Source organism: Lysobacter sp. CCNWLW3 (assembly GCF_036697405.1).
GTDB lineage: Bacteria > Pseudomonadota > Gammaproteobacteria > Xanthomonadales > Xanthomonadaceae > Lysobacter.
Genome location: NZ_JBAHWA010000002.1, coordinates 130,047 through 153,368, shown reverse-complemented (window position 1 = coordinate 153,368; position 23,322 = coordinate 130,047). Strand labels below are relative to the sequence as shown.

At 69.3% G+C, this 23,322-nt stretch carries 20 protein-coding genes; 13 read left to right on the top strand and 7 right to left on the bottom strand.

Annotated features, from left to right (window positions below):
- Positions 1-7: 7 nt before the first annotated feature.
- From V1318_RS05860 to lexA, 4 genes are read right to left on the bottom strand one after another with little or no spacing between them, the layout of a single operon-like run.
- Positions 8-3,250 carry an error-prone DNA polymerase gene (locus V1318_RS05860; protein ID WP_332938559.1) on the bottom strand — a complete coding sequence of 1,081 codons (3,243 nt, stop codon included), beginning with the start codon at positions 3,248-3,250 and terminating at the stop codon, positions 8-10.
- A complete protein-coding gene (locus V1318_RS05855) occupies positions 3,247-4,665 on the bottom strand; it encodes a DNA polymerase Y family protein (RefSeq protein ID WP_332938558.1) in 1,419 nt (472 codons plus the stop codon). The genes V1318_RS05860 and V1318_RS05855 overlap by 4 nt, the downstream gene beginning before the upstream one ends.
- A 9-nt stretch (positions 4,666-4,674) precedes the next feature.
- Entirely contained in the window at positions 4,675-5,301 is a 627-nt protein-coding gene (gene imuA / locus V1318_RS05850) for a translesion DNA synthesis-associated protein ImuA (protein WP_332938557.1), read from the bottom strand.
- A gap of 1 nt (position 5,302) precedes the next feature.
- On the bottom strand, positions 5,303-5,902 hold the full coding sequence (lexA, locus tag V1318_RS05845; RefSeq protein ID WP_332939007.1) for a transcriptional repressor LexA: 600 nt from the start codon (positions 5,900-5,902) through the stop codon (positions 5,303-5,305).
- 378 nt (positions 5,903-6,280) lie between these two features.
- Here lexA and V1318_RS05840 point away from each other — a divergent pair, with 378 nt between their 5' ends.
- Positions 6,281-6,568: a hypothetical protein gene (locus tag V1318_RS05840; protein ID WP_332938555.1), complete on the top strand. Its 288-nt coding sequence runs from the start codon at positions 6,281-6,283 to the stop codon at positions 6,566-6,568.
- A 9-nt stretch (positions 6,569-6,577) separates the two neighbouring features.
- On the opposite strand, the gene V1318_RS05835 is transcribed toward V1318_RS05840, so the two are convergent.
- On the bottom strand, positions 6,578-8,119 hold the full coding sequence (locus V1318_RS05835; protein ID WP_332938553.1) for a DUF6622 family protein: 1,542 nt from the start codon (positions 8,117-8,119) through the stop codon (positions 6,578-6,580).
- A gap of 108 nt (positions 8,120-8,227) precedes the next feature.
- On the bottom strand, positions 8,228-8,575 hold the full coding sequence (locus V1318_RS05830; protein WP_332938552.1) for a gamma-glutamylcyclotransferase family protein: 348 nt from the start codon (positions 8,573-8,575) through the stop codon (positions 8,228-8,230).
- A gap of 312 nt (positions 8,576-8,887) precedes the next feature.
- Here V1318_RS05830 and V1318_RS05825 point away from each other — a divergent pair, with 312 nt between their 5' ends.
- A complete protein-coding gene (locus V1318_RS05825) occupies positions 8,888-9,322 on the top strand; it encodes a VOC family protein (protein WP_332938551.1) in 435 nt (144 codons plus the stop codon).
- Positions 9,323-9,354: 32 nt separating this feature from the next.
- Here the strand turns inward: V1318_RS05825 and V1318_RS05820 are convergent, their stop codons facing one another.
- Positions 9,355-10,668 carry an MFS transporter gene (locus V1318_RS05820; protein WP_332938550.1) on the bottom strand — a complete coding sequence of 438 codons (1,314 nt, stop codon included), beginning with the start codon at positions 10,666-10,668 and terminating at the stop codon, positions 9,355-9,357.
- A 153-nt stretch (positions 10,669-10,821) separates the two neighbouring features.
- Here V1318_RS05820 and cyoA point away from each other — a divergent pair, with 153 nt between their 5' ends.
- The 11 genes from cyoA to V1318_RS05765 all read left to right on the top strand — a co-directional run bounded on the left by cyoA (position 10,822) and on the right by V1318_RS05765 (position 23,320).
- Positions 10,822-11,874, top strand: a complete 1,053-nt coding sequence (gene cyoA / locus V1318_RS05815) for a ubiquinol oxidase subunit II (protein WP_332938549.1) — start codon at positions 10,822-10,824, stop codon at positions 11,872-11,874.
- Positions 11,875-11,953: 79 nt separating this feature from the next.
- Complete coding sequence (gene cyoB, locus V1318_RS05810; protein WP_332939006.1) at positions 11,954-13,933, top strand: cytochrome o ubiquinol oxidase subunit I; 1,980 nt, start codon at positions 11,954-11,956, stop codon at positions 13,931-13,933.
- A 10-nt stretch (positions 13,934-13,943) separates the two neighbouring features.
- On the top strand, positions 13,944-14,555 hold the full coding sequence (cyoC, locus tag V1318_RS05805) for a cytochrome o ubiquinol oxidase subunit III (RefSeq protein WP_332939005.1): 612 nt from the start codon (positions 13,944-13,946) through the stop codon (positions 14,553-14,555).
- Positions 14,552-14,941: a cytochrome o ubiquinol oxidase subunit IV gene (gene cyoD, locus V1318_RS05800; protein WP_332938546.1), complete on the top strand. Its 390-nt coding sequence runs from the start codon at positions 14,552-14,554 to the stop codon at positions 14,939-14,941. The genes cyoC and cyoD overlap by 4 nt, the downstream gene beginning before the upstream one ends.
- Positions 14,938-15,756, top strand: coding sequence for an SURF1 family protein (locus V1318_RS05795; RefSeq protein WP_332938544.1), 819 nt, complete (start codon positions 14,938-14,940; stop codon positions 15,754-15,756). The genes cyoD and V1318_RS05795 overlap by 4 nt, the downstream gene beginning before the upstream one ends.
- A gap of 34 nt (positions 15,757-15,790) precedes the next feature.
- On the top strand, positions 15,791-17,077 hold the full coding sequence (locus tag V1318_RS05790) for an ATP-binding protein (RefSeq protein WP_332938542.1): 1,287 nt from the start codon (positions 15,791-15,793) through the stop codon (positions 17,075-17,077).
- Positions 17,067-17,603 carry a response regulator transcription factor gene (locus V1318_RS05785; protein ID WP_332938541.1) on the top strand — a complete coding sequence of 179 codons (537 nt, stop codon included), beginning with the start codon at positions 17,067-17,069 and terminating at the stop codon, positions 17,601-17,603. Before V1318_RS05790 ends, V1318_RS05785 begins: the two co-directional genes overlap by 11 nt.
- Positions 17,604-17,891: 288 nt before the next feature.
- Complete coding sequence (locus V1318_RS05780; RefSeq protein WP_332938540.1) at positions 17,892-18,455, top strand: ECF-type sigma factor; 564 nt, start codon at positions 17,892-17,894, stop codon at positions 18,453-18,455.
- 73 nt (positions 18,456-18,528) lie between these two features.
- On the top strand, positions 18,529-20,928 hold the full coding sequence (locus V1318_RS05775) for a protein kinase (protein ID WP_332938538.1): 2,400 nt from the start codon (positions 18,529-18,531) through the stop codon (positions 20,926-20,928).
- Positions 20,929-21,145: 217 nt separating this feature from the next.
- On the top strand, positions 21,146-22,690 hold the full coding sequence (locus V1318_RS05770) for an alpha-lytic protease prodomain-containing protein (RefSeq protein WP_332938537.1): 1,545 nt from the start codon (positions 21,146-21,148) through the stop codon (positions 22,688-22,690).
- A 219-nt stretch (positions 22,691-22,909) separates the two neighbouring features.
- Entirely contained in the window at positions 22,910-23,320 is a 411-nt protein-coding gene (locus V1318_RS05765) for an OsmC family protein (protein ID WP_332938536.1), read from the top strand.
- The last annotated feature ends 2 nt before the right edge of the window (positions 23,321-23,322 follow it).

Genomic DNA, 23,322 nt, shown 5'->3' with positions numbered 1-23,322 from the left:
ACGTTCCTCAATGGAAATCGCGCGAACTGGTCTGCAGCTCGCCGAGCAGGTGGCTGAGGTCGCGCAGTTCGCGCGCGATCAGATGGCGCACGCCGTCGACCTGTTCCCAGCGCCCGCGCACCGCCAGCAGGCGCGCGCCAAGCAGGGCCTTGCGCGAACGCAGCGCCACGTCCTGCCACACCACTACGTTGACCGAACCGTGCTCGTCCTCGAGGGTGACGAAGATGGTGCCGCCGGCGGTGGCCGGGCGTTGCCGCTGGGTGACGATGCCGGCCGCGTGCACGCCGCGCCCGTGCGGCTGATCGCGCAACTGGCGCGAGTCCATCACCCGCTGCCGCTGCAGATGCTTGCGCAGCAGGGCCAGCGGATGCGCGCGCAGGCTCAGGCCGACGGCGCGGTAGTCGGACAGCACGTCCTCGCCCTGGGTCGGCGCGGGCAGTTCGATCGGATCCTCGTCCGGGCTGTCCGGCAGCAGCGGGCGCTGGCGCTCGATCCCGGCCACCGCCCAGCGCGCGGCGTGGCGATGCCCGGCCAGGCTCTGCAAGGCGCCGGCCTCGGCCAGGGCGTGGCGCGCCTTCTCGTCCAGCCCGGCGCGCAGGCACAGGTCGCGCACGTCCGCGAACGGCGCCTGCGCGCGCGCGGCGACCAGCGCATGCGCCATCGTTTCCGACAGGCCGCTCACCTGGCGCAGCCCCAGGCGCAGCGCCGCCTGCCCGCCGTCGTCCACGCCGACGCGCGGCCCGCCGCCCTCCAGGGTGTTGTCCCAGTCGCTGCGGCACACGTCCACTGGACGCACTTCCACGCCGCTGCGCCCGCCGCGTCCGCGCCGCGCGTCCTGCACGATCTCGCTGGGCGAATAGAAGCCCATCGGCTGGGCGTTGAGCAGGGCGCAGGCGAAGGCCGCCGGCTCGTGGCGTTTCATCCAGCAGCTGATGTAGACCAGCTTGGCGAACGAGGCCGCGTGGCTCTGCGGGAAACCGTAGGAACCGAAGCCCTTGATCTGCTCGAAGATCTGATCGATGAAGACCGAGGAATAGCCCTTGCCCTCCATCAGGCCGCGGATGCGCTCGCGATGCGGCTCCATGTCGCCGCCGCGGCCCCAGGCCGCCATCGAACGGCGCAGGTGGTCGGCCTGCTCCGGCGTATAGCCGGCGTGGATCACCAGCTCCATCACCTGCTCCTGGAACAGCGGAATGCCCAGGGTCTTGCCCAGGATGTCCTCGATGCCCGCCGAGGGATACACCACCGGCTCCTTGCCCTGCCGGCGCCGCAGATAGGGATGCACCATGCCGCCCTGGATGGGGCCGGGGCGGACGATCGCGACCTCCACCACCAGGTCGTAGAAATTCTGCGGCTTCAAGCGCGGCAGCATGCTCATCTGCGCGCGCGATTCGATCTGGAACACGCCGACCGTGTCGGCGGCCTGGATCAGTTCGTAGGTGGGCCCGTCGCCCGGCGGCAGCAGCGCGGGGTCCAGCCGATAACCGCGATGCCGCTCGATCAGGTCCACGGCCTTGCGGATGCAGGTCAGCATGCCCAAGGCCAGGCAGTCGACCTTGAGCAGCTTCATGGTCTCCAGATCGTCCTTGTCCCATTGGATGATGGTGCGCTCGTCCATGGCCGCGTTCTCCACCGGCACCACCGTGCTCAGCGGCGCATCGCTGATGACGAAACCGCCGACGTGCTGCGAGAGGTGGCGCGGATGCCCGCGCAGCTGCGCAGTCAGCGCCAGCACGCGCCGGATCAGCGGATTATCCGGGTCGAAACCGGCCTCGCGCAGGCGTTGGGGCATCGGCGCCTCGCCGTTGCCCCAGCCGTAGCACTCGGCCAACAGCGCGACCTGGTCCGGCGGCAGGCCGAAGGCCTTGGCCACGTCGCGCACCGCGCTCTTGCCGCGGTAGCGGATCACCGTCGCGGCCAGCGCCGCGCGTTCGCGGCCGTACTTGGCGTACACGTACTGCAGCACTTCCTCGCGTCGCTCGTGCTCGAAGTCGACGTCGATGTCGGGCGGTTCGCCGCGCTCCCTGGACAGGAAGCGCGCCATCAGCAGGCGGCTCTCGGCCGGGTTGACCGCGGTGATGCCCAGCGCGTAGCACACCGCCGAGTTGGCCGAGGAACCGCGGCCCTGGCAGAGGATGTTCAAGGAACGCGCGTAGCGGACGATGTCTTCCACCGTCAGGAAGAAGGCCTCGTACTTGAGCTCGGCGATCAGTTCCAGCTCGCCGTCGATCTGCGCCACGACCGAGGCCGGTGCGCCCTCCGGCCAACGCTGGCGCATGCCGGCCTCGGTCAGCGCGCGCAGCCAGGTGCTGGGCGTATGCCCGTCCGGCACCAGTTCGGCCGGATAGTCGTAGCGCACCTGGTCCATGCGGAAGCGGCAGCGGCGCGCGAGCCGCACGGCCGCGGCCAGCAGTTCGGGCGGATAGATGTTGGCCAGGGCGCGGCGCGTGCGCAGATGGCGCTCGCCGTTGCGGAACAGCTGCGCGCCGCAATCGGCCAGCGGCATGTTGTGGCGGATCGCGGTCATGGTGTCCTGCAGCACGCGCTGGCGGCGCAGGTCCATGTGCACGTCGCCGCTGGCCAGGGGCACCAGGTCCAGCTGCGCGGCCAACGCCAGCAAAGCCTGCAAGCGCGCGGCATCGTCTTCCTCGCGGCGCAGCTCCACCGCCAGGAACGCGCGCTGGCCGAGCAAGGCGCGCAGCCAATGGCCCTGCTCGGGATCCGGCGCGGTCGCCGGCAACCACAGCGCGAACACGCCGGCCTCGGCTTCGCCCAGCACCTGCTGCAGGTCTTGCCGGGTCAGGCGGTAGGCGCCCTTCGGCGCGGCGCGGCGCGCCAGGGTGATCAGCCGGCACAGCTGGGTGTAGCCGTCCTGGGTTTCCACCAGCAGCACCAGCTTCATGCCGCAGGCCAGCACGAACTCGCTGCCCACCACCAGGGCCAGGCCGGTCGCGCGCGAAGCCTCGTACGCGCGCACGATCCCGGCCAGCGAACATTCGTCGGTGATCGCCAGCGCCTCGTAGCCGCAGTGCAGCGCGCGCGCGAACAGGTCCTCGGCGCTGGACGCGCCGCGCAGGAAGGAGAAGTCCGACAGGCAGTGCAGTTCGGCGTAAGCGGGCAGATCGTCGGCGCTGTCGGCATCGTCGTTGGCCGCCTGCAGACGCAGCCGCTGCGCGACTTCCCAGGCGCGCGGCGGGCGCCCGCCGGGGGTGTCGCGGTCGACGCCGTTCATGCCATCGTCCCGGCTCATGCGAACCACCCGTGCAGCATCCAGCCCTCGCGCTCGCCCGGCGGCGCGTAGGCCCAGGCGCGCTGGCCCTGGCCGGTTTCGATCAGGTAGTAGTCGCGACGCGCATCGGCGCCGTCCCACCAACCGCTTTCCAGGCGTTCCGGGCCGGACAGGATGCGCGGCCGCGGATCGCGCAAGGGCGTGGCCTGCGGCAGCAGCCACAGCGGACGCGGCGGACGCGCGGGCGCGCTGCCGATGCGCGCCTCGTCGCCGTCCACGCGGCGCCAGGCGCGCTCCGGGCGCGGATCGCCGGCCGGCGTCACCCGGTACACCGCTTCGTCGCCCAGGCGCGCGCGCAAACGTTCGCGCAGCTGCGGCCAGGGCTGGGTCTGTTGCGCGCGCAGGTCGAACAGATCGCGCGAGGCCGGCACAAACGGCGGCAGTTCGCGCGCCAGCAGACGCAGCGCCACCACCGGCTGCGCGATCTGCACCCGCTCCAGGCGGTTGCGGGTGAGTTCGAACAGCATCGCCGGCTCGCGCTCGGACGCCAGCAGGCCGACCTCGACATCGGTGTACGCACCTTCGTGCTCCAGGCGCAGCACGAAGCGCTGCACACCGCCGTCGCGGATCGACAGGTAGGTGCACAGGTCGCCGATCAGGCGCCGCAGCGGGAACAGCAGCGCCATGTGGCTTTCGACTTCGTAACCCAGTTCCACGCGCGCGTCGAAATGGTCCGGCGGCGCGTAGTAGCTCAGGGGATCGTCGGCCTGGCCGTACAGACGGTCCAGGTGCTCCAGCAGCGCCAGGCCGAAACGGCGGCGCAGGCTGTCGCGCGGCAGGCCGCGCAGCGCGCGCAGATCGCGCACGCCCATGCGCTGCAAGCGCTCGCCGTCGCCCTCGGGCAGGCGCGCGCGCCGCACCGGCACGCGGTCCAGGCAATCGCTCATCGCGCCCGGATGCGGCAGGGCCAGGCCGTCGTTCAGCCCCGCCAGCACATGCGCCGCGCGCGGCGTCGGCGCCAGGGCGATGCGATGGCTGAAACCCAGGGCGGTGAGTTCCTCGCGCAGCCGCGCCTCGAGGCGCGGCCACGGCCCCAGCAAACGGAAACTCGCGCGCACTTCCAGCACGATGCAGCCCGGCCATTGCGCGCTGACCAGCGAGCTGTGGCGGTAGGCCCAGGCGGCCAGGAAACGCTGCCAGCGCGCCTCGGCCTGCGGCTCGTATTCCACCATCGCAAATTCCGCCAGCAAGGCGTGCGCGGCGGTCAGGCGCATGCCCGCGCGCAGGCCGGCCTCGGCGGCGCTGGCATTGACCGCATGCAGGCTGCGCAACTGCGCCGGCCCGGTGACCAGGGCCAGCGGCGGCTCGGGATCAGGCAAACGCCGCAGGACGGCGTCCAGCGCCAGCTGCGGCAGCAGTATGCAGGCCCACAACATGCGCGCGCCTCACGCCGTGCCCGGGGCGTAGGCCTGCGCGGGCGCGGGGCCGCCGCGGCATTTGCGCACGTGCCAGGCGCCGCGGCCTTGCGCATCGCGCGCGTACTCCACGCGCAGGGCGGCCGGCGAAGGATTGGCCGCGTGCTTGCGATCGCGCAGGGCGAAGCCCAGGCAGTCGCCGCTGTCGGCGGCCACCTGCAGGCGGCGCAAAGCCTGCGCATCGGCCTGCAGCGGCCAACCGATCACCGCCGCGCAGGCGCCGCTGCGCAGGCACTGCTCGAACGCCCACAAGGCGTCGCGCGGCGTGGCGTCGACGATCTGCAGCGCCGCCAGTTCCACGCCGGCGGCCTGCCAGGCCGGCGCATACGGCAGATAGGGCGGCGCGATCAGCGCCACCGTGCCGCCGGCCTGGGTCATGCGCACCAGGGTCGGCATCAGCAGGGACAACTCGCCCACGCCGTCGGCGGGCAGCAGCAGTTCGGTCAGGGCGCGGCGCGGCCAGCCGCGCTGCGGCAACAGCGCGTCCAGCGCCGCATGCCCGGAGGGCTCGCCCTCGGCGGCGAGGCCGGCGCTGCGCCCGGCGTGCCACAGCGTCTGCGCGGCCAGCAGGGTTTCGATGGACACCACCGCGCCCATCTCAGCCCAACCGCACCAGGCCGCAGTAGACGCCTTCGATGGCGAAATCCTGGCCCGCCTCGACCACGATGGGCGCATGCGCGGGATTGCGCGGCAACAGGCGGATCTGCCGGCGCGTGCGCTGCAGGCGCTTGATGGTCAACTCGCCGTCGACGCGCGCGACCACGGTCTGGCCGTCGCGCGCGTCGCCGGTGCGGTGCACGCCGACCAGGTCGCCGTCGAGGATGCCGTCGTCGATCATCGAATCGCCCTGCACCTTCAGCAGGTAATCCGGCGCCGGCGAGAACAGGCGGCGGTCCAGCCACAGCTGCTGGTCCAGGCCGATGTCCGCCCCGATCGGCGCGCCCGCCGCGACCCGGCCCAGCACCGCCAGCGGCAGCACGTCGGCGCCGCCGCCGGGCAGGCGCAGGCCGCGCTTCCGGCCCGGGACCAGGGCCAGCAGGCCGTCGGCGACCAGGGCCTGGACGTGCTTCTGGGCGGCGTTGCGCGAGGCGAAACCGAAGGCGGCGGCGATCTCGGCCAGGCTGGGGGCGCGCCCGGCCGCCAGTTCCCGGCGCAGAAAGGCCAGCACGGCGGCGCGTTGCGGCGGCAGGGAGTCGATGGAATCCATAGGTGTACATTTGTACACCTATTGGCCGCGGGAGGCGAGACCCGGCCCTCGCGAAACCGCTGCCGCCGACGGCCGGTGAGTTCCGCCCGGGCCGCTTCGATGAACTGGAACGGCTACGAGGACGACGCCCATCGTTTGTCCGAACTCCCGGGTGTCCAGCTGACAGGCCCGAATGGAGTGACAAGCAACGAAGACGCTTGCGACGGACCGGCGGCCGATCGCTTGCGGTGCGCACCGCCACTGGGCGATGGCGGCGGCCTGTATCCTGCCCGCAGGTCGCCGGTGGGGCATCCGGAATGCCGAGACCAAGTCCAAGGACGCCTTCGGGCGATATCGCCGTCAAGCCGTACACGACACCGCTGGGGACACATGCGTCGACTTCTGCTGCTGCTCACCGTCTGCCTGCTGGCCGGATGCGGGGTCACCCCGGGCATCGTCGAACGCGACATCCTGACCAGGTACCCGGGCTGCAAGCTGGACAAGCTCAACGAGACCCGCAAGCTGGGCACCGACGATCGCCTGGTGCTGGCCAAGTTCACCTATACCTGCAAGGACGAAACGCACCTGCGCTACGGCAATCTGGTTTACACCAAGAGCATGGACACCGGCTTCACCATCTATTGCTGCGAGCGCGAAGCGACTCCCGAAGAACTCTGATCGCACGAACTACGCGGTAGCCGGCCTGGCGCGCGCGGCGCGCCAGAAAACCAGACCGCGTGCGAGGAAGAAGCCGCTCAGGGCGCCCAGGGCCAGGCCGACGCTCCAGGGGAAATGCGGGCTGTGCACGAACGGCAGCTGCATGGCGGTGACGACACCCAGAGCGTAGCGCAGCACGAAGATGCCCAGGATCACGAACAGCGGCGCCCAACTGCCCTGGATCAGCAGCTTGCCGCTGTCGGCGTCGAAGCGGGCCAGCCGACCGTCCATGAGGCGCAAGCAGAGCGCGGCCGCCAGCGCCAATCCCAGCGCCCAGCAAGCCAGCGCCGCGGCATCCCAACCCACGTAGCGCCACACGCCCGACAGCGACAGCACCAGCATCGCCACCGGCAGGATCAGCGACACCGCGACGCGGACTTTGCGGGTGCGCACCTGCATGAGACCGAACACGCATAGCGCGGCGAGCAGCCCGAACACCCAGCGCGGCGTGTAGAGCAGCATCTCCATCGCGAACGACGAACGCGGCTTGCGCTGGGCTTGCGCTTGCGGCGCCGAAGTCCTGCCCTCGTCGTCCCGCCCCACGAAATCGACGATCTGAGCGGCCAAGGCCTCGTGCACCGCCGCCCGGTCCACGCCCGGCCGGTCCTGGCACAGGGGCACGCCCTGGACCCGAACCGCGTGATCGCAGGGGGACAGGAAAACGAAGTGTCCTTCCTGCCCGTCCAACAGGACCGTCCTGGCCTGGGGAAGGGCCTTCGCATAGCGCGCGCCGTGCCGCTGCCAGGGAATGAAATCGTTGTCGACGGCGCCGACCACCAGGCTCGGCAAGCGGATCGCGCCCAGGCTGTCCGCGCGCACCGCGCTGCCCAGCGCCGGGTCCAGCAGGACCAGCTTGCCCACGCGCGGATCCCGATAGCTGCCGTCGAAGCGCTCGACGAAAGCCTCCGGCGCCTGCGCGCGATCGCGTCCGTAGCTGCAGGAAAGATCGCCCTTGGAAGCCGGCGAACGGCAATAGGCCTGCAGGGATTTCAGATCGAAGCGGGCGCCGGCCAGCATGGCCGCCGTCTGGCCGCCGGCCGAATGGCCCACGGCGACGACCTTGTTCCAATCGACCGCGCGCTGGAACAGCGGCTGCTTCGCCAAGCGGTCGAGCACCGCCGACACGTCCTGCGGCCGTTGCCAGATCAGGGTGGTGCTGCGCGGGTCCTGGCTGGGTTTGCCGTAGATGCGGGACTCGCCATAGGGATTGATCCCGACCACGACGAAACCCGATGCGGCCAGGCGCTCGCCGATCCAGGCGTACTCCGCCGCCGAACCCATCGCGCCCGGCGAGAACACCACCACTTTATGGGTCGCCGCCGTGTCCGCAAGGCAGTAACGCCGGGTCGGCGCCGCGCAATCGCCTTGCGGAAACCACAGATCGACTATGCCCGGCCGACCGGTGGCCAAGCGGCCCAGGTCCAGCACTTCCTTCCTCACCGGCGCGGCCTCTGCGCGCTGCAGCGGAATCGAACACGCCATCAGCATCAGCAGGAAAAGCAATCTCTTCACTTCAGGCCCCGGGCGAATTCGCGAGGCCGGATCATACCCACTGGCGGCATGCCACGAAGCCCGCATGCGCGCCGGATCCGGGCCTGGGGCGATTCCCTTTGCCGCGCCTCAGCCGCCGTCGGGCGCCGTATCGCTCAGGCTGTAGATGTAGGCCTCCACCCGGCTGCCGTCGGCCAAGGTCGCCGAGGTCAACACGCGCCGGTAGCCCTCGCCTTCGAACTCGTCCAGGCGCGCCCAGTGTTCGGCCAGATGCTCGGAGCTGAAGACCAGGCCGGACACCTGTGCGCCGCGCTCGTCCAGCACGATGCCGGGATAGCCGACGTCGGCGCCCCAACCCGCCTGCAACAAGTTGCCGGTCACGCTGGCCGGCTCCCATCGCCCCGGGATATCCGCCATCACGTGCGCGTTGACGCGCCCCGGGGCCAGGCTTCCGTATACGAACAGTCGCTCGGTCATCGCCATCTCGTCTCCATGACACCCTAGGGGCGATTGTAGATCGTCATCGCCCGCATTCGAGCCGCGCCGCCGCGGACCTAGACCGATCGAATCGATGCGCGCCCGCGGCAGGCTTCAACGGCGGCGCCGGCTCGTCGGCAACCGCCGTCCGCGCCGTCTGCAGGCGCAGTGGATTTCGTGGACCGCAGCGCAACGGCCTATGCAGATTCGACACAAAACTGAACGAATCCAGGCCTGCGCTCATTGCAGGACGCACACAAAGCCATAGCGATTCGGATGCTAATTTCGGCGCTCCCCACGCCGGAGCGCAGCATGGAAACGCAACGCATTTACCGCGGTCGCCTGATCGATCACATTCAATTGGTGGTGAAAGACCTCAAGGCCAGCCAGCGCTTTTACGAAGCGGTGTTCAAGACCCTCGACATTCCCCTCGCCGGCACCGGCGACGATTTTTTCTGGGCCGACGAACTGTTCGTGTCCACCGCCAGCAGCGACGCGGCGCAAGGCGAGCTCACCGGCCGCCATCACCTGGCGTTCCAGGCCAAGGACCGCGCGAGCGTGGATGCCTTCCATAAGCAGGCGCTGGCCCACGGCGGCCGCGACAACGGCGCGCCCGGCGAACGCCGCTATCACCCGGGCTACTACGCGGCGTTCGCGCTGGATCCGGACGGCAACAACATCGAGGCGGTGTACCACGGCGAAGGCCGGCGCAGCGCCGACTCGATCACGGTCGATTTCGAGGCCTGAAGCCGGGCCGCGCCGCGACCGCGGCGCGGAACTCAGCTCTTGTAGTTCATCGCCCGGTTGACGCCCAGCGCGGCCAGCGTGCCGATCGCGCCGGACAGCAGGTAGGCACCCAGCCAGGCCAGGCCGAACTGCGAGCACAGGCCCAGGGCGACCAGCGGCGCGAAGGCGGCGCCAATCAGCCAGGCCAGGTCCGAGGTCAGGGCCGCGCCGGTGTAGCGGTAGCGGCGGCCGAAGTTGGCCGTGACCGCGCCCGCAGCCTGGCCGTAGGACAGGCCCAGCAAAGCGAAGCCGATCAGGATGAAGGCGTCCTGGCCCAGCGAGCCCGCCCCCATCAAGGTGGGGGCGAAGCCGCTGAACATCGCGATGACGACGGCCAGGCCGCCCAAGGTGCGCGCGCGGCCGACGCGGTCGGCGATCAGGCCGGAAGCGACGATGCCGCCGGCGGCGATGAAGCCGCCCAGGATCTGCACCATCAGGAAGCCGACGATGGACTGATCCGAATACAGCTTGATCCACGACAGCGGAAAGATCGTGACGATATGGAACAGGGCGTAGCTGGCGAGCGCGGCGAAGGCGCCGACCACCACGTGCTGGCCCTTGGCGCTGAACAGTTCGCGGATCGGCGTGGGTTCGAGTTCCAACTCGCCCATCTTGTCCTGGTATTCCTCGGCCACCACCAGGCGCAGGCGCGCGAACAGCGCCACCACGTTGATCGCGAACGCGACGAAGAACGGATAGCGCCAGCCCCAGCTCAGCAGGTCCTGCTCGCCCAGGCTGGCGTACAGGAAGGCGAACACGCCGGAAGCGACGATGAAGCCGACCGGCGCGCCCAGCTGGCCCAACATCGCGTACCAGCCGCGGCGCTCCTTCGGCGTGTTGAGCGCCAGCAGCGACGGCAGGCCGTCCCAGGAACCGCCCAGGGCGATGCCCTGCAACAGGCGGAAGAACGCCAGCAGCGCGATCGACCATCCGCCCAGCGTGGCGTAGCCGGGCAGGAAGGCGATGCCGGCGGTGGCGGTACCGAGCAGGAACAGCGCCACGGTCAGCTTGACGCCGCGGCTCCAACGCGCCTGGATCGACATGAACAGCATCGTGCCCAGCGGACGCGCCAGGAACGCCAGCGCGAAGATCGCGAACGACCACAGCGTGCCCTGCAGCCGATCCAGGAACGGGAAGAACACCGACGGGAACACCAGCGCCGAGGCGATGCCATAGACGAAGAAGTCGAAGTACTCCGACGCACGCCCGACGACCACGCCGACGGCGATTTCGCCCGGAGCGACGTCGGCATGCGCCTTGGCGCCATGGTCGTGTGAGGATGCGGTGGGACCGGGGACGGTAGCCATCTGGGGCGGTAATCGACTTCGGGCAGGGGATCGTTCGAGCCTAGGCTGACAGAGGCGGCGACGCGAAGCGATAGGACAAAACGTCCAATACTCGTGAATGGGCGTGCGGACTACATTGGCCGCCATCGATCAAGACTCCGTCCCAACCCCCTCATGACCCTCGCACGCAGACTCCTGCAAGCCGCGGCGCTGCTGGCCGCCGCCAGCCTGCTTTCCGGCTGCAACCTGGTGGTGTTCAACCCCGCCGGCGATATCGCGGCCCGCCAGGGCCAGCTGATCGTCGTGGCCACGGTGCTGATGCTGGTCGTGATCGTGCCCGTGATCGCGCTGACCTTCTGGTTCGCCTGGAAATACCGCGCCTCCAACCGCAGCGCCAAGTACACCCCGGACTGGGACCACTCCACCCAGTTGGAACTGGTGATCTGGGGCGTACCGCTGCTGATCATCATCGCGCTGGGCGCGATCACCTGGATCAGCACCCACCTGCTCGATCCCTACCGTCCGCTGGACCGGATCGCGGCCGGCCGGCCGGTGCCGGCGCAGATGGAACCGCTGGACATCCAGGTGGTGGCGCTGGATTGGAAGTGGCTGTTCCTGTACCCCAAGGAAGGCGTGGCCTCGGTCAACGAGGTCGCGGTGCCGGTGGATCGCCCGGTGCGCTTCCACATCACCGCCTCCTCGGTGATGAATACCTTCTATGTGCCGCATCTGGCCGGAATGATCTACGGCATGCCCGGCATGGAGACCAAGCTCAACGCGGTGATCAACGCGCCGGGCGAGTACGAGGGCTTCTCCGCCAACTACAGTGGCGCGGGCTTCTCGCACATGCGCTTCAAGTTCCACGGCATGTCCAACGCCGATTACGACACCTGGATCGCCGGCCTGCGCGGCAGCAAGCAATCGCTGACGCGCGCGGCCTACCTGGAGCTGGAAAAGCCCAGCGAACGCGAGCCGGTGCGCCACTACGCCAAGGTCGACGCCACCCTGTACGGCGCCATCCTCAACCGCTGCGTCGACGCCGAGCGCCTGTGCATGGACCAGATGATGGCGCTGGACGCCGCCGGCGGCCTGGGCCTGGAAGGCCTGAACTCGCTGGCGATGCCGCGCCGCGGCGACCCGCGCCTGGGCGCCTACGTGTCCGCGGACGTGTGCACGGTCGAGCAGCCGCCGCTGTCGCCGATGCTGGCCGGCATGAAGTCGCCCTGACGCGCGCCCTACGACGACCCGAATCGTTTCTGGAAGTTTTCCGATGTCCCTCGAAAGCGGCACCATCCCGAATTCCCCGATCTTCGGACGCATGACCTGGGACGCCGTGCCCATGCTGCACGAGCCGATCATCGCGGCCACCTTCATCGGCACGGTCGTGCTCGGTCTCGCCCTGCTCGCGGCGATCACCAAGTACCGGCTGTGGGGCTACCTGTGGAAGGAGTGGTTCACCAGCATCGACCACAAGAAAATCGGCATCATGTACATCGTGCTTGGCCTGGTGATGCTGCTGCGCGGCTTCGCCGACGCCCTGATGATGCGCCTGCAGCAGGCGATGGCCTTCGGCGACAACATGGGCTACCTGCCGCCGCACCACTACGACCAGATCTTCACCGCCCACGGCGTGATCATGATCTTTTTCGTGGCCATGCCGCTGGTCACCGGCCTGATGAACTACCTGGTGCCGCTGCAGATCGGCGCGCGCGACGTCGCCTTCCCCTTCCTCAACAACTTCAGCTTCTGGATGACCGTCAGCGGCGCCGTGCTGGTGATGATGTCGCTGTTCTTCGGCGAGTTCGCCGCCACCGGCTGGCTGGCCTATCCGCCGCTGTCGGGGGTCGCCTTCAGCCCGGGGGTGGGCGTCGACTACTACATATGGGCGCTGCAGATAGCCGGCGTCGGAACCTTGCTGTCGGGCGTGAACCTGCTGGTGACCATCATCAAGATGCGCGCGCCGGGCATGGGCCTGATGAAGATGCCGGTGTTCACCTGGACCTCGCTGTGCACCAATGTGCTGATCGTGGTCTCGTTCCCGGTACTGACCGCGGTGCTGGCGCTGCTGGGCCTGGACCGTTACGCGGGCACCAACTTCTTCACCAGCGACCTGGGCGGCAACGCCATGATGTTCGTGAACCTGATCTGGATCTGGGGCCATCCGGAGGTCTACATCCTGATCCTGCCGCTGTTCGGCGTGTTCTCGGAGATCGTCTCGACCTATTCGGGCAAGCGCCTGTTCGGCTATTCGTCGATGGTCTACGCGACCGTCTGCATCACCGTGCTGTCCTACCTGGTGTGGCTGCACCACTTCTTCACCATGGGCTCGGGCGCCAGCGTCAACTCGTTCTTCGGCATCACCACGATGATCATCTCGATCCCGACGGGCGCGAAGATCTTCAACTGGCTGTTCACCATGTACCGCGGCCGCATCCGCTTCGAAGTGCCGATGCTGTGGACCATGGGCTTCATGGTGACTTTCGTGGTCGGCGGCATGACCGGCGTGCTGCTGGCGGTGCCGCCGGCCGACTTCGTGCTGCACAATAGCCTGTTCCTGGTCGCGCACTTCCATAACGTGATCATCGGCGGCGTGGTGTTCGGCCTGTTCGCGGCGATGACCCATTGGTTCCCCAAGGCCTTCGGCTTCAAGCTCGACGACTTCTGGGGCAAGGTCTCGTTCTGGTTCTGGCTGGCCGGCTACTGGTTCGCCTTCACCCCGCTGTACGTGCTGGGCCTGATGGGCGTGACCCGCCGCATGAGCCACTTCGACGATCCCTCGCTGCAGATCTGGTTCCAGATCGCCGCGTTCGGCGCGGTCCTGGTCGCCATCGGCATCGCCGCCTTCCTGATCTGCATCTACGTCAGCCTCTGCAAGCGCGCGCAGCTGCGCGACCTCAGCGGCGATCCCTGGAACGGCCGCACCCTGGAGTGGTCGACCTCGTCGCCGCCGCCGGATTACAACTTCGCCTTCACCCCGGTGGTGCACGACAACGACGCCTGGTGGGACATGAAGCAGCGCGGCTTCCAGCGCCCGGCCTCGGGCTTCCTGGCCGTGCACATGCCCAAGAACACGCCCGCGGGCCTGGTGCTGGCGGCCCTGAGCACCTTCTGCGGCTTCGCCCTGATCTGGCACGTGTGGTGGCTGGCGGTGGCGTCGCTGCTCGGCATCGTGGCCTATGCGATCTACCACAGCTTCAACTACGACCGCGATTTCCACATCCCCGCCGCCACGGTCGCCGCGACCGAGCAGGCGCGCAGCGAACAGCTGAAGGCCGCCCATGTCTGAGTCCATCGCCATGACCCGCCAGGACGGCTCGCCCGTGTTCCTGGACACCGCCGGGCAGCACCATCCGCAGAACGGCACGCTGTTCGGCTTCTGGCTGTACCTGCTCAGCGATCTGATGATCTTCGCCTGCCTGTTCGCCACCTACGGCGTGCTGGGCCGCAGCTACGCCGCCGGCCCGTCCGGCGCCGACCTGTTCGAGCTGCCGCTGGTGGCGCTCAACACCGCCATCCTGCTGCTGTCGTCGATCACCTACGGCTTCGCGATGATCTCGATGCAGAAGCGCAACCAGCGCGGCATGATCGGCTGGCTGCTGCTGACCGGCGTGCTGGGCCTGGCCTTCCTGTCGGTGGAAATCTACGAGTTTGCGCACCTGATCCACCTGGGCGCGGGCCCGCAGCGCAGCGCCTTCCTGTCCTCGTTCTTCGCCCTGGTCGGCACCCACGGCCTGCACGTGTTGTTCGGCGTGATCTGGCTGCTGGTGCTGTGCGTGCAGGTGCGGCGCCACGGCCTGACCCGCGCCAACGCCCGCCGCGTGGCCTGCCTGTCGATGTTCTGGCACTTCCTCGACGTCGTCTGGATCGGCGTCTTCACCTTCGTCTACCTGATGGGAGTGCTGCCATGAGCCAGCACCACGCGCACGATCACGAAGAGCACTTCGACGACGGCATCCCGCACGTCTCGGCGCGCGAGTACCTGACCGGCTTCCTGCTGTCGGTGGTCCTCACCGCCATCCCGTTCGGCCTGGTCATGGGCAAGGTGATCCCGAGCTCGAACCTGGTCGCGATCGTCCTGCTGGCCTTCGCCGCGGTGCAGGTGGTCGTGCACATGGTCTACTTCCTGCACATGAACGCCCGCTCGGAAGGCGGCTGGAACGTACTGGCCCTGATCTTCACCGCGGTACTGGTGGTGATCGTGCTCAGCGGCTCGCTGTGGGTGATGCACCACATGAACTCGAACATGATGCCGGGCGCGCACGACATGCAGGAAATGCTCAAGAACGCGCCATGACCGCCGGCCGTAACGCAGCGACCGGTTCGGCACGGCCCGAACCGGCGCAACGCCGCCGGCCGGCGCTGCTCGCCGCGTTCGCCGTGGCGCTGGCGCTGGCGTTCGCGGGCTTCCTCGCGCTGGGCGTCTGGCAGCTGCAGCGCATGGGCTGGAAGCACGATCTGATCGCGCGCGTGCAGGCGCGCACCCAGGCCGCGCCGGTCGCACCGCCCGCGCGCGCGCAATGGGCGCAGGTCAGCGAGCAGCGCGACGGCTACCGCCGCGTGCGCCTGTCCGGCCATTACCTGCCCGCGCTGGAAACGCGCAGCCAGGCCGTGACCGCATTGGGCGCGGGCTTCTGGACGCTGACGCCGCTGCGCACCGACGCGGGCGACTACGTGCTGGTGAACCGCGGCTTCGTGCCCGCGCAGCAAGCGGCGGTGCCCGCGCCCGCCGGCAGGGTCCGGATCGAGGGCTTGCTGCGCATCAGCGAGCCCAAGGGCGGCTTCCTGCGCAGCAACGACCCCAGCCACGGGCGCTGGTACTCGCGCGACGTCGCGGCCATCCTGCGCGCGCGCGGACTGCCCGCGAACGCCAGCGCACCCTACTTCGTCGACGCCGCGAAGGATCCGTCCAGCGACGCCTGGCCGCGCGGCGGCATGACCGTGGTGAGCTTCCGCGATCATCACCTGTCCTATGCCCTGACCTGGTTCGGCCTGGCCGCGCTGAGCCTGGTGGCGGGCGGCTATCTGTTCGCATCGGAGCGTCGTTTGCGGCAAGATCGTGCGCAGACAGGAGGCTTCCCCGGTCATGCACGCCCGATCCAGCGCCCCTGAGGCCGCCGCGGAGGCTCTGCCCCGCCAACTGGGCGTGAGCGGCTCCCCGGACCGCACCGGGCTGCGCAACATGCAGCAGTTGATCCAGCTGCGCTGGATCGCGGTGGTCGGGCAGGTCGTCACCATCTTCGTCGTCCACTACGGCATCGGCATCGCTCTGCCGCTGGGCCCGATGTGCGCGGTGCTGGCCGGCTTGGCCGCGTTCAACCTCGGCAGCCAGCTGTGGTGGAAGCGGCGCGCGCAGGTCTCCAACCGGGCCATGCTGATCGGGCTGCTGGTCGACGTGGTCTCGCTGAGCCTGCAGCTCTATCTCAGCGGCGGCATCACCAATCCCTTCGTCTTCCTCTACCTGCTGCAGGTGGTGCTGGGCACCGTGCTGCTGCGCTCGCCGGCCAACTGGATCATCGCCGCCGCGGCCGGGCTGTGCTTCACCGCGCTGGCGGTATCGCCCACGCCGCTGCGGATCGCGGTCGAACCCGGCCGCGGCCTGGCCGATCACTACGTGCAGGGCCTGTTGATCTGCTTCCTGTTGGTGGCCGCGCTGCTGGTGGTGTTCATCACCCGCATCGGGCGCATCCTGCGCGAACGCGACGCGCGCCTGGCCGAACTGCGCCAGCGCGCCGCCGAGGAAGAGCACATCGTACGCATGGGCCTGCTCGCCTCCGGCGCCGCCCACGAACTGGGCACGCCGCTGTCGACGCTGTCGGTGATCCTCGGCGACTGGCAGCACTTGCCCACCATCGCCTCGGAAACCGAACTGCACCACGACGTGGCGGAAATGCTGGCGCAGGTCGCGCGCTGCAAGTCCATCGTCACCAACATCCTGCTGTCCGCCGGCGAAACGCGCGGCGAGTCGCCGGTCGAGACCAGCCTGCACGAATTGCTGGACGATCTGGCCGACGATTGGCGCGCGGCGCGCGCGCCGGAGAAGTTCCGCTATCAACGCCGCTGCGAGGACGATCCGCGCATCGTCTCCGACGACGGCCTGCGCCAGATGGTGTTCAACGTGCTCGACAACGCGCTGGAGGCCTCGCCCGACTGGGTGGCGCTGGACGCCGACTGCCGCGACGGCGAACTGGTGATCGAAGTCAGCGACGCCGGCCCGGGTTTCTCCGCCGACATCCTCGAGCGCCTGGGCACGCCCTACAACAGCAGCAAGGGCCGCCCCGGCGGCGGCCTGGGCTTGTTCCTTTCGGTCAATGTCGCCCGTACCCTGGGCGGCAGGCTCACCGCCCGCAACCGGCCGCAGGGCGGCGCGACGGTCACCGTGACGCTGCCGCTGTCGGCCATTGCCATCGAGGACCACGGCGATGACGAATGAACGCAGGCTGCTGATCGTCGAGGACGACACCACCTTCGCGCGTACCCTGGTGCGCTCGTTCGAGCGCCGCGGCTACGCCGTGCGCCACCTGCCCGGCGAAGCCGGCCTGCCGGAACTGCTGCAGGAGTTTTCGCCGACCCACGCCGTGGTCGACCTCAAGCTCGCCGCCAACGCCTCCGGCCTGTCCTGCGTAAAGCACCTGCACGCCTACGACGCGGACATGCTGATCGTGGTGCTGACCGGCTACGCCAGCATCGCCACCGCGGTCGAGGCGATCAAGCTGGGCGCGCGCCACTATCTGGCCAAGCCCTCGAACACCGACGACATCGAAGCCGCGTTCCAGCGCGCCACCGGCGATACCGAGGTCGAGCTGACCGCGCGCACCACCTCGATCAAGACCCTGGAGTGGGAACACATCCACGAGGTCCTGGCCGAAAGCGACTTCAACATCTCCGAGGCCGCGCGCCGGCTCGGGCTGCATCGGCGCACCCTCGCGCGCAAGCTGGAAAAGCGGCGGATCAAGTGATCGCGGCGCGGGCCGCGCGCCCGCGCAGCTTCGGCTCGCAGGCCACCGCCTGCCGCTTGGCGGCGGCGCGTAGCCAGCGGCGGACCATACGCATAGGCCCTGGCGGCCGCGAGTCCGGCGCGCGACCGCGGGCGCACGCCAGACTCCGGTCGTAGCGCCGGGACCGCGATGGTATGTTGCCTGCCGCAAGGACGGATGTCCGTTCCCAGCAACGCCACTGCACGCGCGCCTCCCGCTTGGCTGCCATGGATTGGCCCCACCACGACGATGGACCTACGGAGACAGCCGATGCCCGATATCGCAACGGACCCGCACGCCCTGATCCAGCGCTGGCGGCAAGGCGACCGGGCCGCGCTGGAGGCGCTGCTGCCCTTGATCTACGCCGATCTTCGCGCCATCGCCGCGCACGAGCTGCGCGGACACCGCGGCCACGACACCCTGCAAGCCACGGCGCTGGTCAACGATGTCTTCGTGCGCTTGCTGGGCCAGGAGAGCGTCGCTTTCGAGAACGCGGCCCACCTGTTCAATGCGGCGGCGCGGATCATGCGCCAGATCCTCGTCGATCGCGCCCGCAAAGCGGCCAGCGAGAAACATGGCGGCGCCTGGCGCCGCGACGATTTCACCGAAGCGCTGCAACTGCCCATTCCCCAGGAAACCCACCTGCCCGATCTGGATGCGGCGCTCGTGGCCCTGGAGCAACTGGATGCGCGCATGGCGCAAGTCGTAGAACTGCGTTATTTCGTCGGCTTGAGCGTGCCGGAAGTGGCCCGCGTCCTCGCGCTGGACGAACGCACGGTGTACCGCGACTGGGCCGCGGCGCGCGCCTGGCTGCGCGATCGCCTGGAGGCCTAGTGTCAGGCCATGCGGCCGTATGCCGTATCCCATCTGCAAGCCCCGACGTTCCGATCGAACAGATCCCCGCCCTATGAACCCTCTCGACCCTGCGGCGCTGCCCTTGCTGCGCCGGCTATTGGACGCGCCCGCCGAGCGACGCGATGCGCTGCTGGAGGAAGCCTGCGGAACGCGGCCCGATCTGGCCGGACGCGTCCGCGCGCTGCTGGCGCAACTCGACGAAGGCGATACCGGTGCGGAAGCCGCCGCCGATGAAACCGGCGGGACGGTCATCGGCCCTTACCGCCTGTTGCGGCGCATCGGCCGGGGCGGAATGGGCGAGGTGTTCCTGGCCGAGCGCGCCGACGGCGCCTGGCAGCGCCAGGTGGCGTTGAAGCGGATCTGGGGCGGCTTCTCGCCGCTGACCCAACGCTTCCTGCGCGAGCGCAAGGTGCTGGCGCGCTTGCAGCACCCGCACATCGCCCAGCTCCTGGACGGCGGCCTGGCGGCGGGCGGCCACCCCTGGTTCGCGATGGAATACGTCCCCGGCGAAGCCATCACCCAGTGGTGCGACGGCCGCCGGGCGACGTTGGAGCAGCGTGTCGCCTTGTTCCGCCAAGTCTGCGACGCGGTGCAGTTCGCCCACGGCCACCTGGTGGTGCACCGCGACATCAAGCCCGCCAATGTCCTGGTCGCCCCGGACGGTCGGGTCAAGCTGCTGGATTTCGGCATCGCCAAGCTGCTGGACGAAGCCGATCCCACCCAGACCCAGACCCGTTCGATGACGCCGGCCTGGGCCGCGCCGGAGCAGCGCCGCGGCGAGCCGGTGACCACCGCCACCGATGTCTATCAATTGGGTCTGTTGCTGCAGGCCTTGCTGTTGGGTTCGCACGCGCACAGCGGGGAAGCACCGCCGCGGCTGGGTCCGAGTTGGGCGGCCCTGCTGCGTGGTCATCCCACCCGGGCAGCGGACATCGCCGCCAAGCGGGCCCTGACGCCCTGGCGGCTGACCGCGCGCCTGCATGGCGATCTGGAATGCATAGTCGCCCATGCCACTGCCGCGGAACCTCGCGAACGCTACCCAAGCGCCGAGGCCTTGGCCGACGACCTGCTGCGCTGGGCCCAGCACCTTCCGATCCGCGCCCGTCGCCACGAGCGCGGCTATCGACTGCGCCGACTGTTGCGCCGCCGCTGGCCCGTGTTCGCCACCCTTGCCGCAGGCGCCGCGTTTGCCGCGTTCCATATCCACAGCCTGGACCGCCAGCTAGCGCGCACGGAACGCGAACGCGAAAAAGCCCTAGCCGTGGCCGACCACTTCGTCAGCCTGTTCCGCAACACCACGCCGAAGGCGGCCACCAATGGCGAAGTCACCGCGCGCGAACTGCTGGACCAGGGGATGAAGAGACTGAAGGACCAGCAAGGCCGGGAACACTCGCCGCAGGCCCTGGCCGCGATGCTGCATGCCTTGGGCCAGGTCTACACCGATCTGGGCCTGTCCGCGCAGGCGCGCGACGCCTACGCGCGCGCGGTCGCGGAGCTGAGCGGCCAGGACGATCCGCTGGCCCTGGCCGATGCGCTGCGCGGCTTGGCGACCGCGCACTACGGACTGGGCCAGCCGCAACGGTTCCTGCAGTACAGCGAGCGAGCCGCGCGGATACTGGAAAGCGCCGACGCGACCGATGACCCGCTGTACCCGCGCCTGCTCGGCAATATCGGCATCGGCCACTTCGCTCTCGGCGACAAGGCCCGCGGCTGGGCCCACCTGGACCGCAGCCTGGCCCTGCTCGAGGCTGGCGGCCCCGCGATGCGCAAGGCCTACGTCCGCGCGCTGGTGAACAGCGCGGGCATCGCGCTGACGGACGGCGATGCGGCCAAGGCCTATCCCCTGCTGCATGAGGCCGACACGCTGGCGCGCCAACTGACGCCGCGCGATCCGGACGAAGAGCTGCTGATCGGCCGCAACCTCGCATTCAGCGCGCTGCAGACTCAGCGTCTGGATGAAGCCATGCATGCTTACGACCGCATGGTCGCGCGTTCGCTGGAGTTCCATGGCGAAGAACATCCGGCCACCGTCTCGGCCTTGCTGGGCCGCGGCGAAACGCGCTTGGCGCGCGGCGAATGGGCTCTGGCCGAACAGGACTTGGATCGGGCGCACCGCCTGTCGGCGCGGCGTAACGCGGCAGGCCATGGCCAGCTGCTGGACATCGACGGCCTGCGCGCCGTGGCCTGGCTGCTGCGCGGAAAAGTTGCGGACGCCATCGCGGTATTGGAATCCAATGCCTCCCGGCGCGCCGGCGAGGTCATCGTCGAATCCCAACCGCGCTTCGAGCAGGTCGCGCTCGAACGTGCGCGCTGCCATGGCGCCAACCGCAGTCGCGAGCTCGCCGAGGCGGTGCGGCAATTGGAGGCGATGCCCAACGAATCCTCATGGCACCGCCAACTCAGCCGGCGTTGGGTGGCCGAATGCCGGGCGCTCGCGCAGCACGGCGGCTGAATTCCGGGTTCGCAAGCGCTCGCGCGCCTGGCCACCGGCCGGTTCGGACCGCGCCATCGGAATCCCGGGCGCCCGCATTGCAGACCGGCCGCCGATGGCCCCGCGTAGACCCTTCCAATGCGGATGTCAGGGTTCGGCTCGCTACCTCGTACAGGGATAGGCACGGCCGATTCCGGGCGTGCGCGGAACCCATACAACTAAGGAAGGAAGAGTATCCATGAACGTCTCTCATACTGTCGTGGCGCTGGGCGTATCGCTGTGCGCGATGCTGCTGCCCGGCGTCGGCGCTGCCGCCGTGCCGCCGACGCAGCAGGTGTCGCCCGCCATGCGCCTGGCCCTGCAGCGCGACCTCGGCCTGAAACCGGCGCAACTTCAGGCCTACCTCGCCAGCGAACAGCGCGCGATGCATTTGCAAGCCCAAGCGCGCGCCGTCCTGGGCGAACACTACGCCGGTACCTGGCTGGAGCGCGACGCGGCCGGCGACTATCGATCGATCCTGGGCGTGACGGATCGCAAAGCGACGGATCGGATGCGCCTGAGCGCCGACGAGGTGCGCGTGCTCAGGCATAGCCTGGCCGAGCTGGACGCGGCGCAATCGCAGTTGAACCAGGCGCAGCGCGTCCTGGCCGCCAGTGGCATGCGCAAGGAAGGCCCCCGCGTGCAGGCCTGGAACGTCGATCTGCCCAACAACGGCATCGTCCTGACCATCGACCCCGGCGCGCAGGAGGCGGCGATCGAACTGATCGCACGCAGCGGCATCGAACCGAAGATGGTACGCATCGTGACTTCCGCGCAACGCCCCAAGCCCCAGCACGACCTGCGCGGCGGCGATCGCTACCTGACGCCCAATAGCTGGTGCTCGATGGGATTCTCGGCGTTCAAGGGCAATACCCCAGGCTTCGTGACGGCAGGCCACTGCGGGACGGTCAATACCGCGGTGCGCGGCGGCAACGAATCGCCGATCGGACATTTCGCCTATTCCACCTTTCCCACGGCCGACCACGCCTGGGTGCAGAACGCCCAACCGAACATCTGGCACATCCTGCCGTGGGTATACAACTACGCCGGCGTCGACATCGACGTGCGCGGCGGGCTGGAAGCGCCGGTCGGCGCGGCGGTGTGCCGATCCGGCTACAAGACGGGCTACCGCTGCGGCGTGGTGCGCGACAAGAACGTAACGGTCGATTACGGCCCGCAGTACGGCATCATCTACGGCATGACCCGATCCACCGCCTGCTCCGGCGGCGGCGATTCGGGCGGCGCGGTGATCACCCCCAGCGCCGAAGCCCAGGGCGTGCATTCCGGCGGCCACTTCTTCGAAGGCCGGGACGACAACTGCGGCGATCCGGACCCGCAGGGCTATTTCCAGCCGCTGCAGCCCATCCTCAATGCCTACGACCTGGTGCTGCGCACGGTGCCGAGCTGCGGCCGCTTGAATCCGCGCGACTGGCGCGAAACCAACGGCACGGTCACCTCCTGCGACCAGCGATTCACGCTGGCGATCCAGGGCGACGGCAATCTGGTGCTGTACAAGAAGAACGTGGGTGCGATCTGGGCCAACCACGTGTACGGCAGCGGCCATACCCTGCACATGCAGACCGACGGCAACCTGACCGTTCGCGACGGTGCCGGCCAGACGCGATGGGCGAGCAACACCGCCGGCAAGCGCGGTGCGATGCTATTCGTGCAGAACGACGGCAACGTAGTGGTGTACGACCACCTGCGCCGGCGGCTCTGGCACACCAACACCGCTGGTCGCTGAACGCGACGCGGGCGGCGCGGGGAAGCGCCGCCCGCTTTGCGAAGCGCTAGCTCACGCCGAAGCTCAGGCGACTCGAGCGATCCGCGCGTCGCGATACGACCGCCGCCGCATCGTTCGGCCACTGGGATGCTTCGTGCGACCGCCGCGGCTGGCGCCGGCGTCGACGCGACCTTATGGTCTACGTCGGCGGCATCGATGCCGCAAGCCTCCAGGAACGCCATGACCGTCGCGACCGTCCACGCCAGCAGCCAGCCCACGCCTTACGTGGTGACCTTCACCGACGACGGCGGCCACCGCTGGCAGGCCGACGAACCGGCCGACCTCGGCGGCGGCGACACCGGCCCCACGCCCGAACACCTGCTGCTGTCCAGCCTGGGCGCCTGCACCGCGATCACCCTGCGCATGTACGCCGCGCGCAAGCAGTGGCCGCTGGCCGGCGTCGAGGTCTCGCTGCGCTTCAACCCGGAAGGCAAGCCGGCCGCGGGCACCGACATCGAACGCAGGATTCGTCTGCTGGGCGAGCTGTCGGACGAACAGCGCGAGCGCCTGCTGCAGATCGCCAATGCCTGCCCGATCCATAAGGTGCTGACGAGCGAGGTGCGGATCGCGACGGCGTTGGCGGCCGCTTAGCC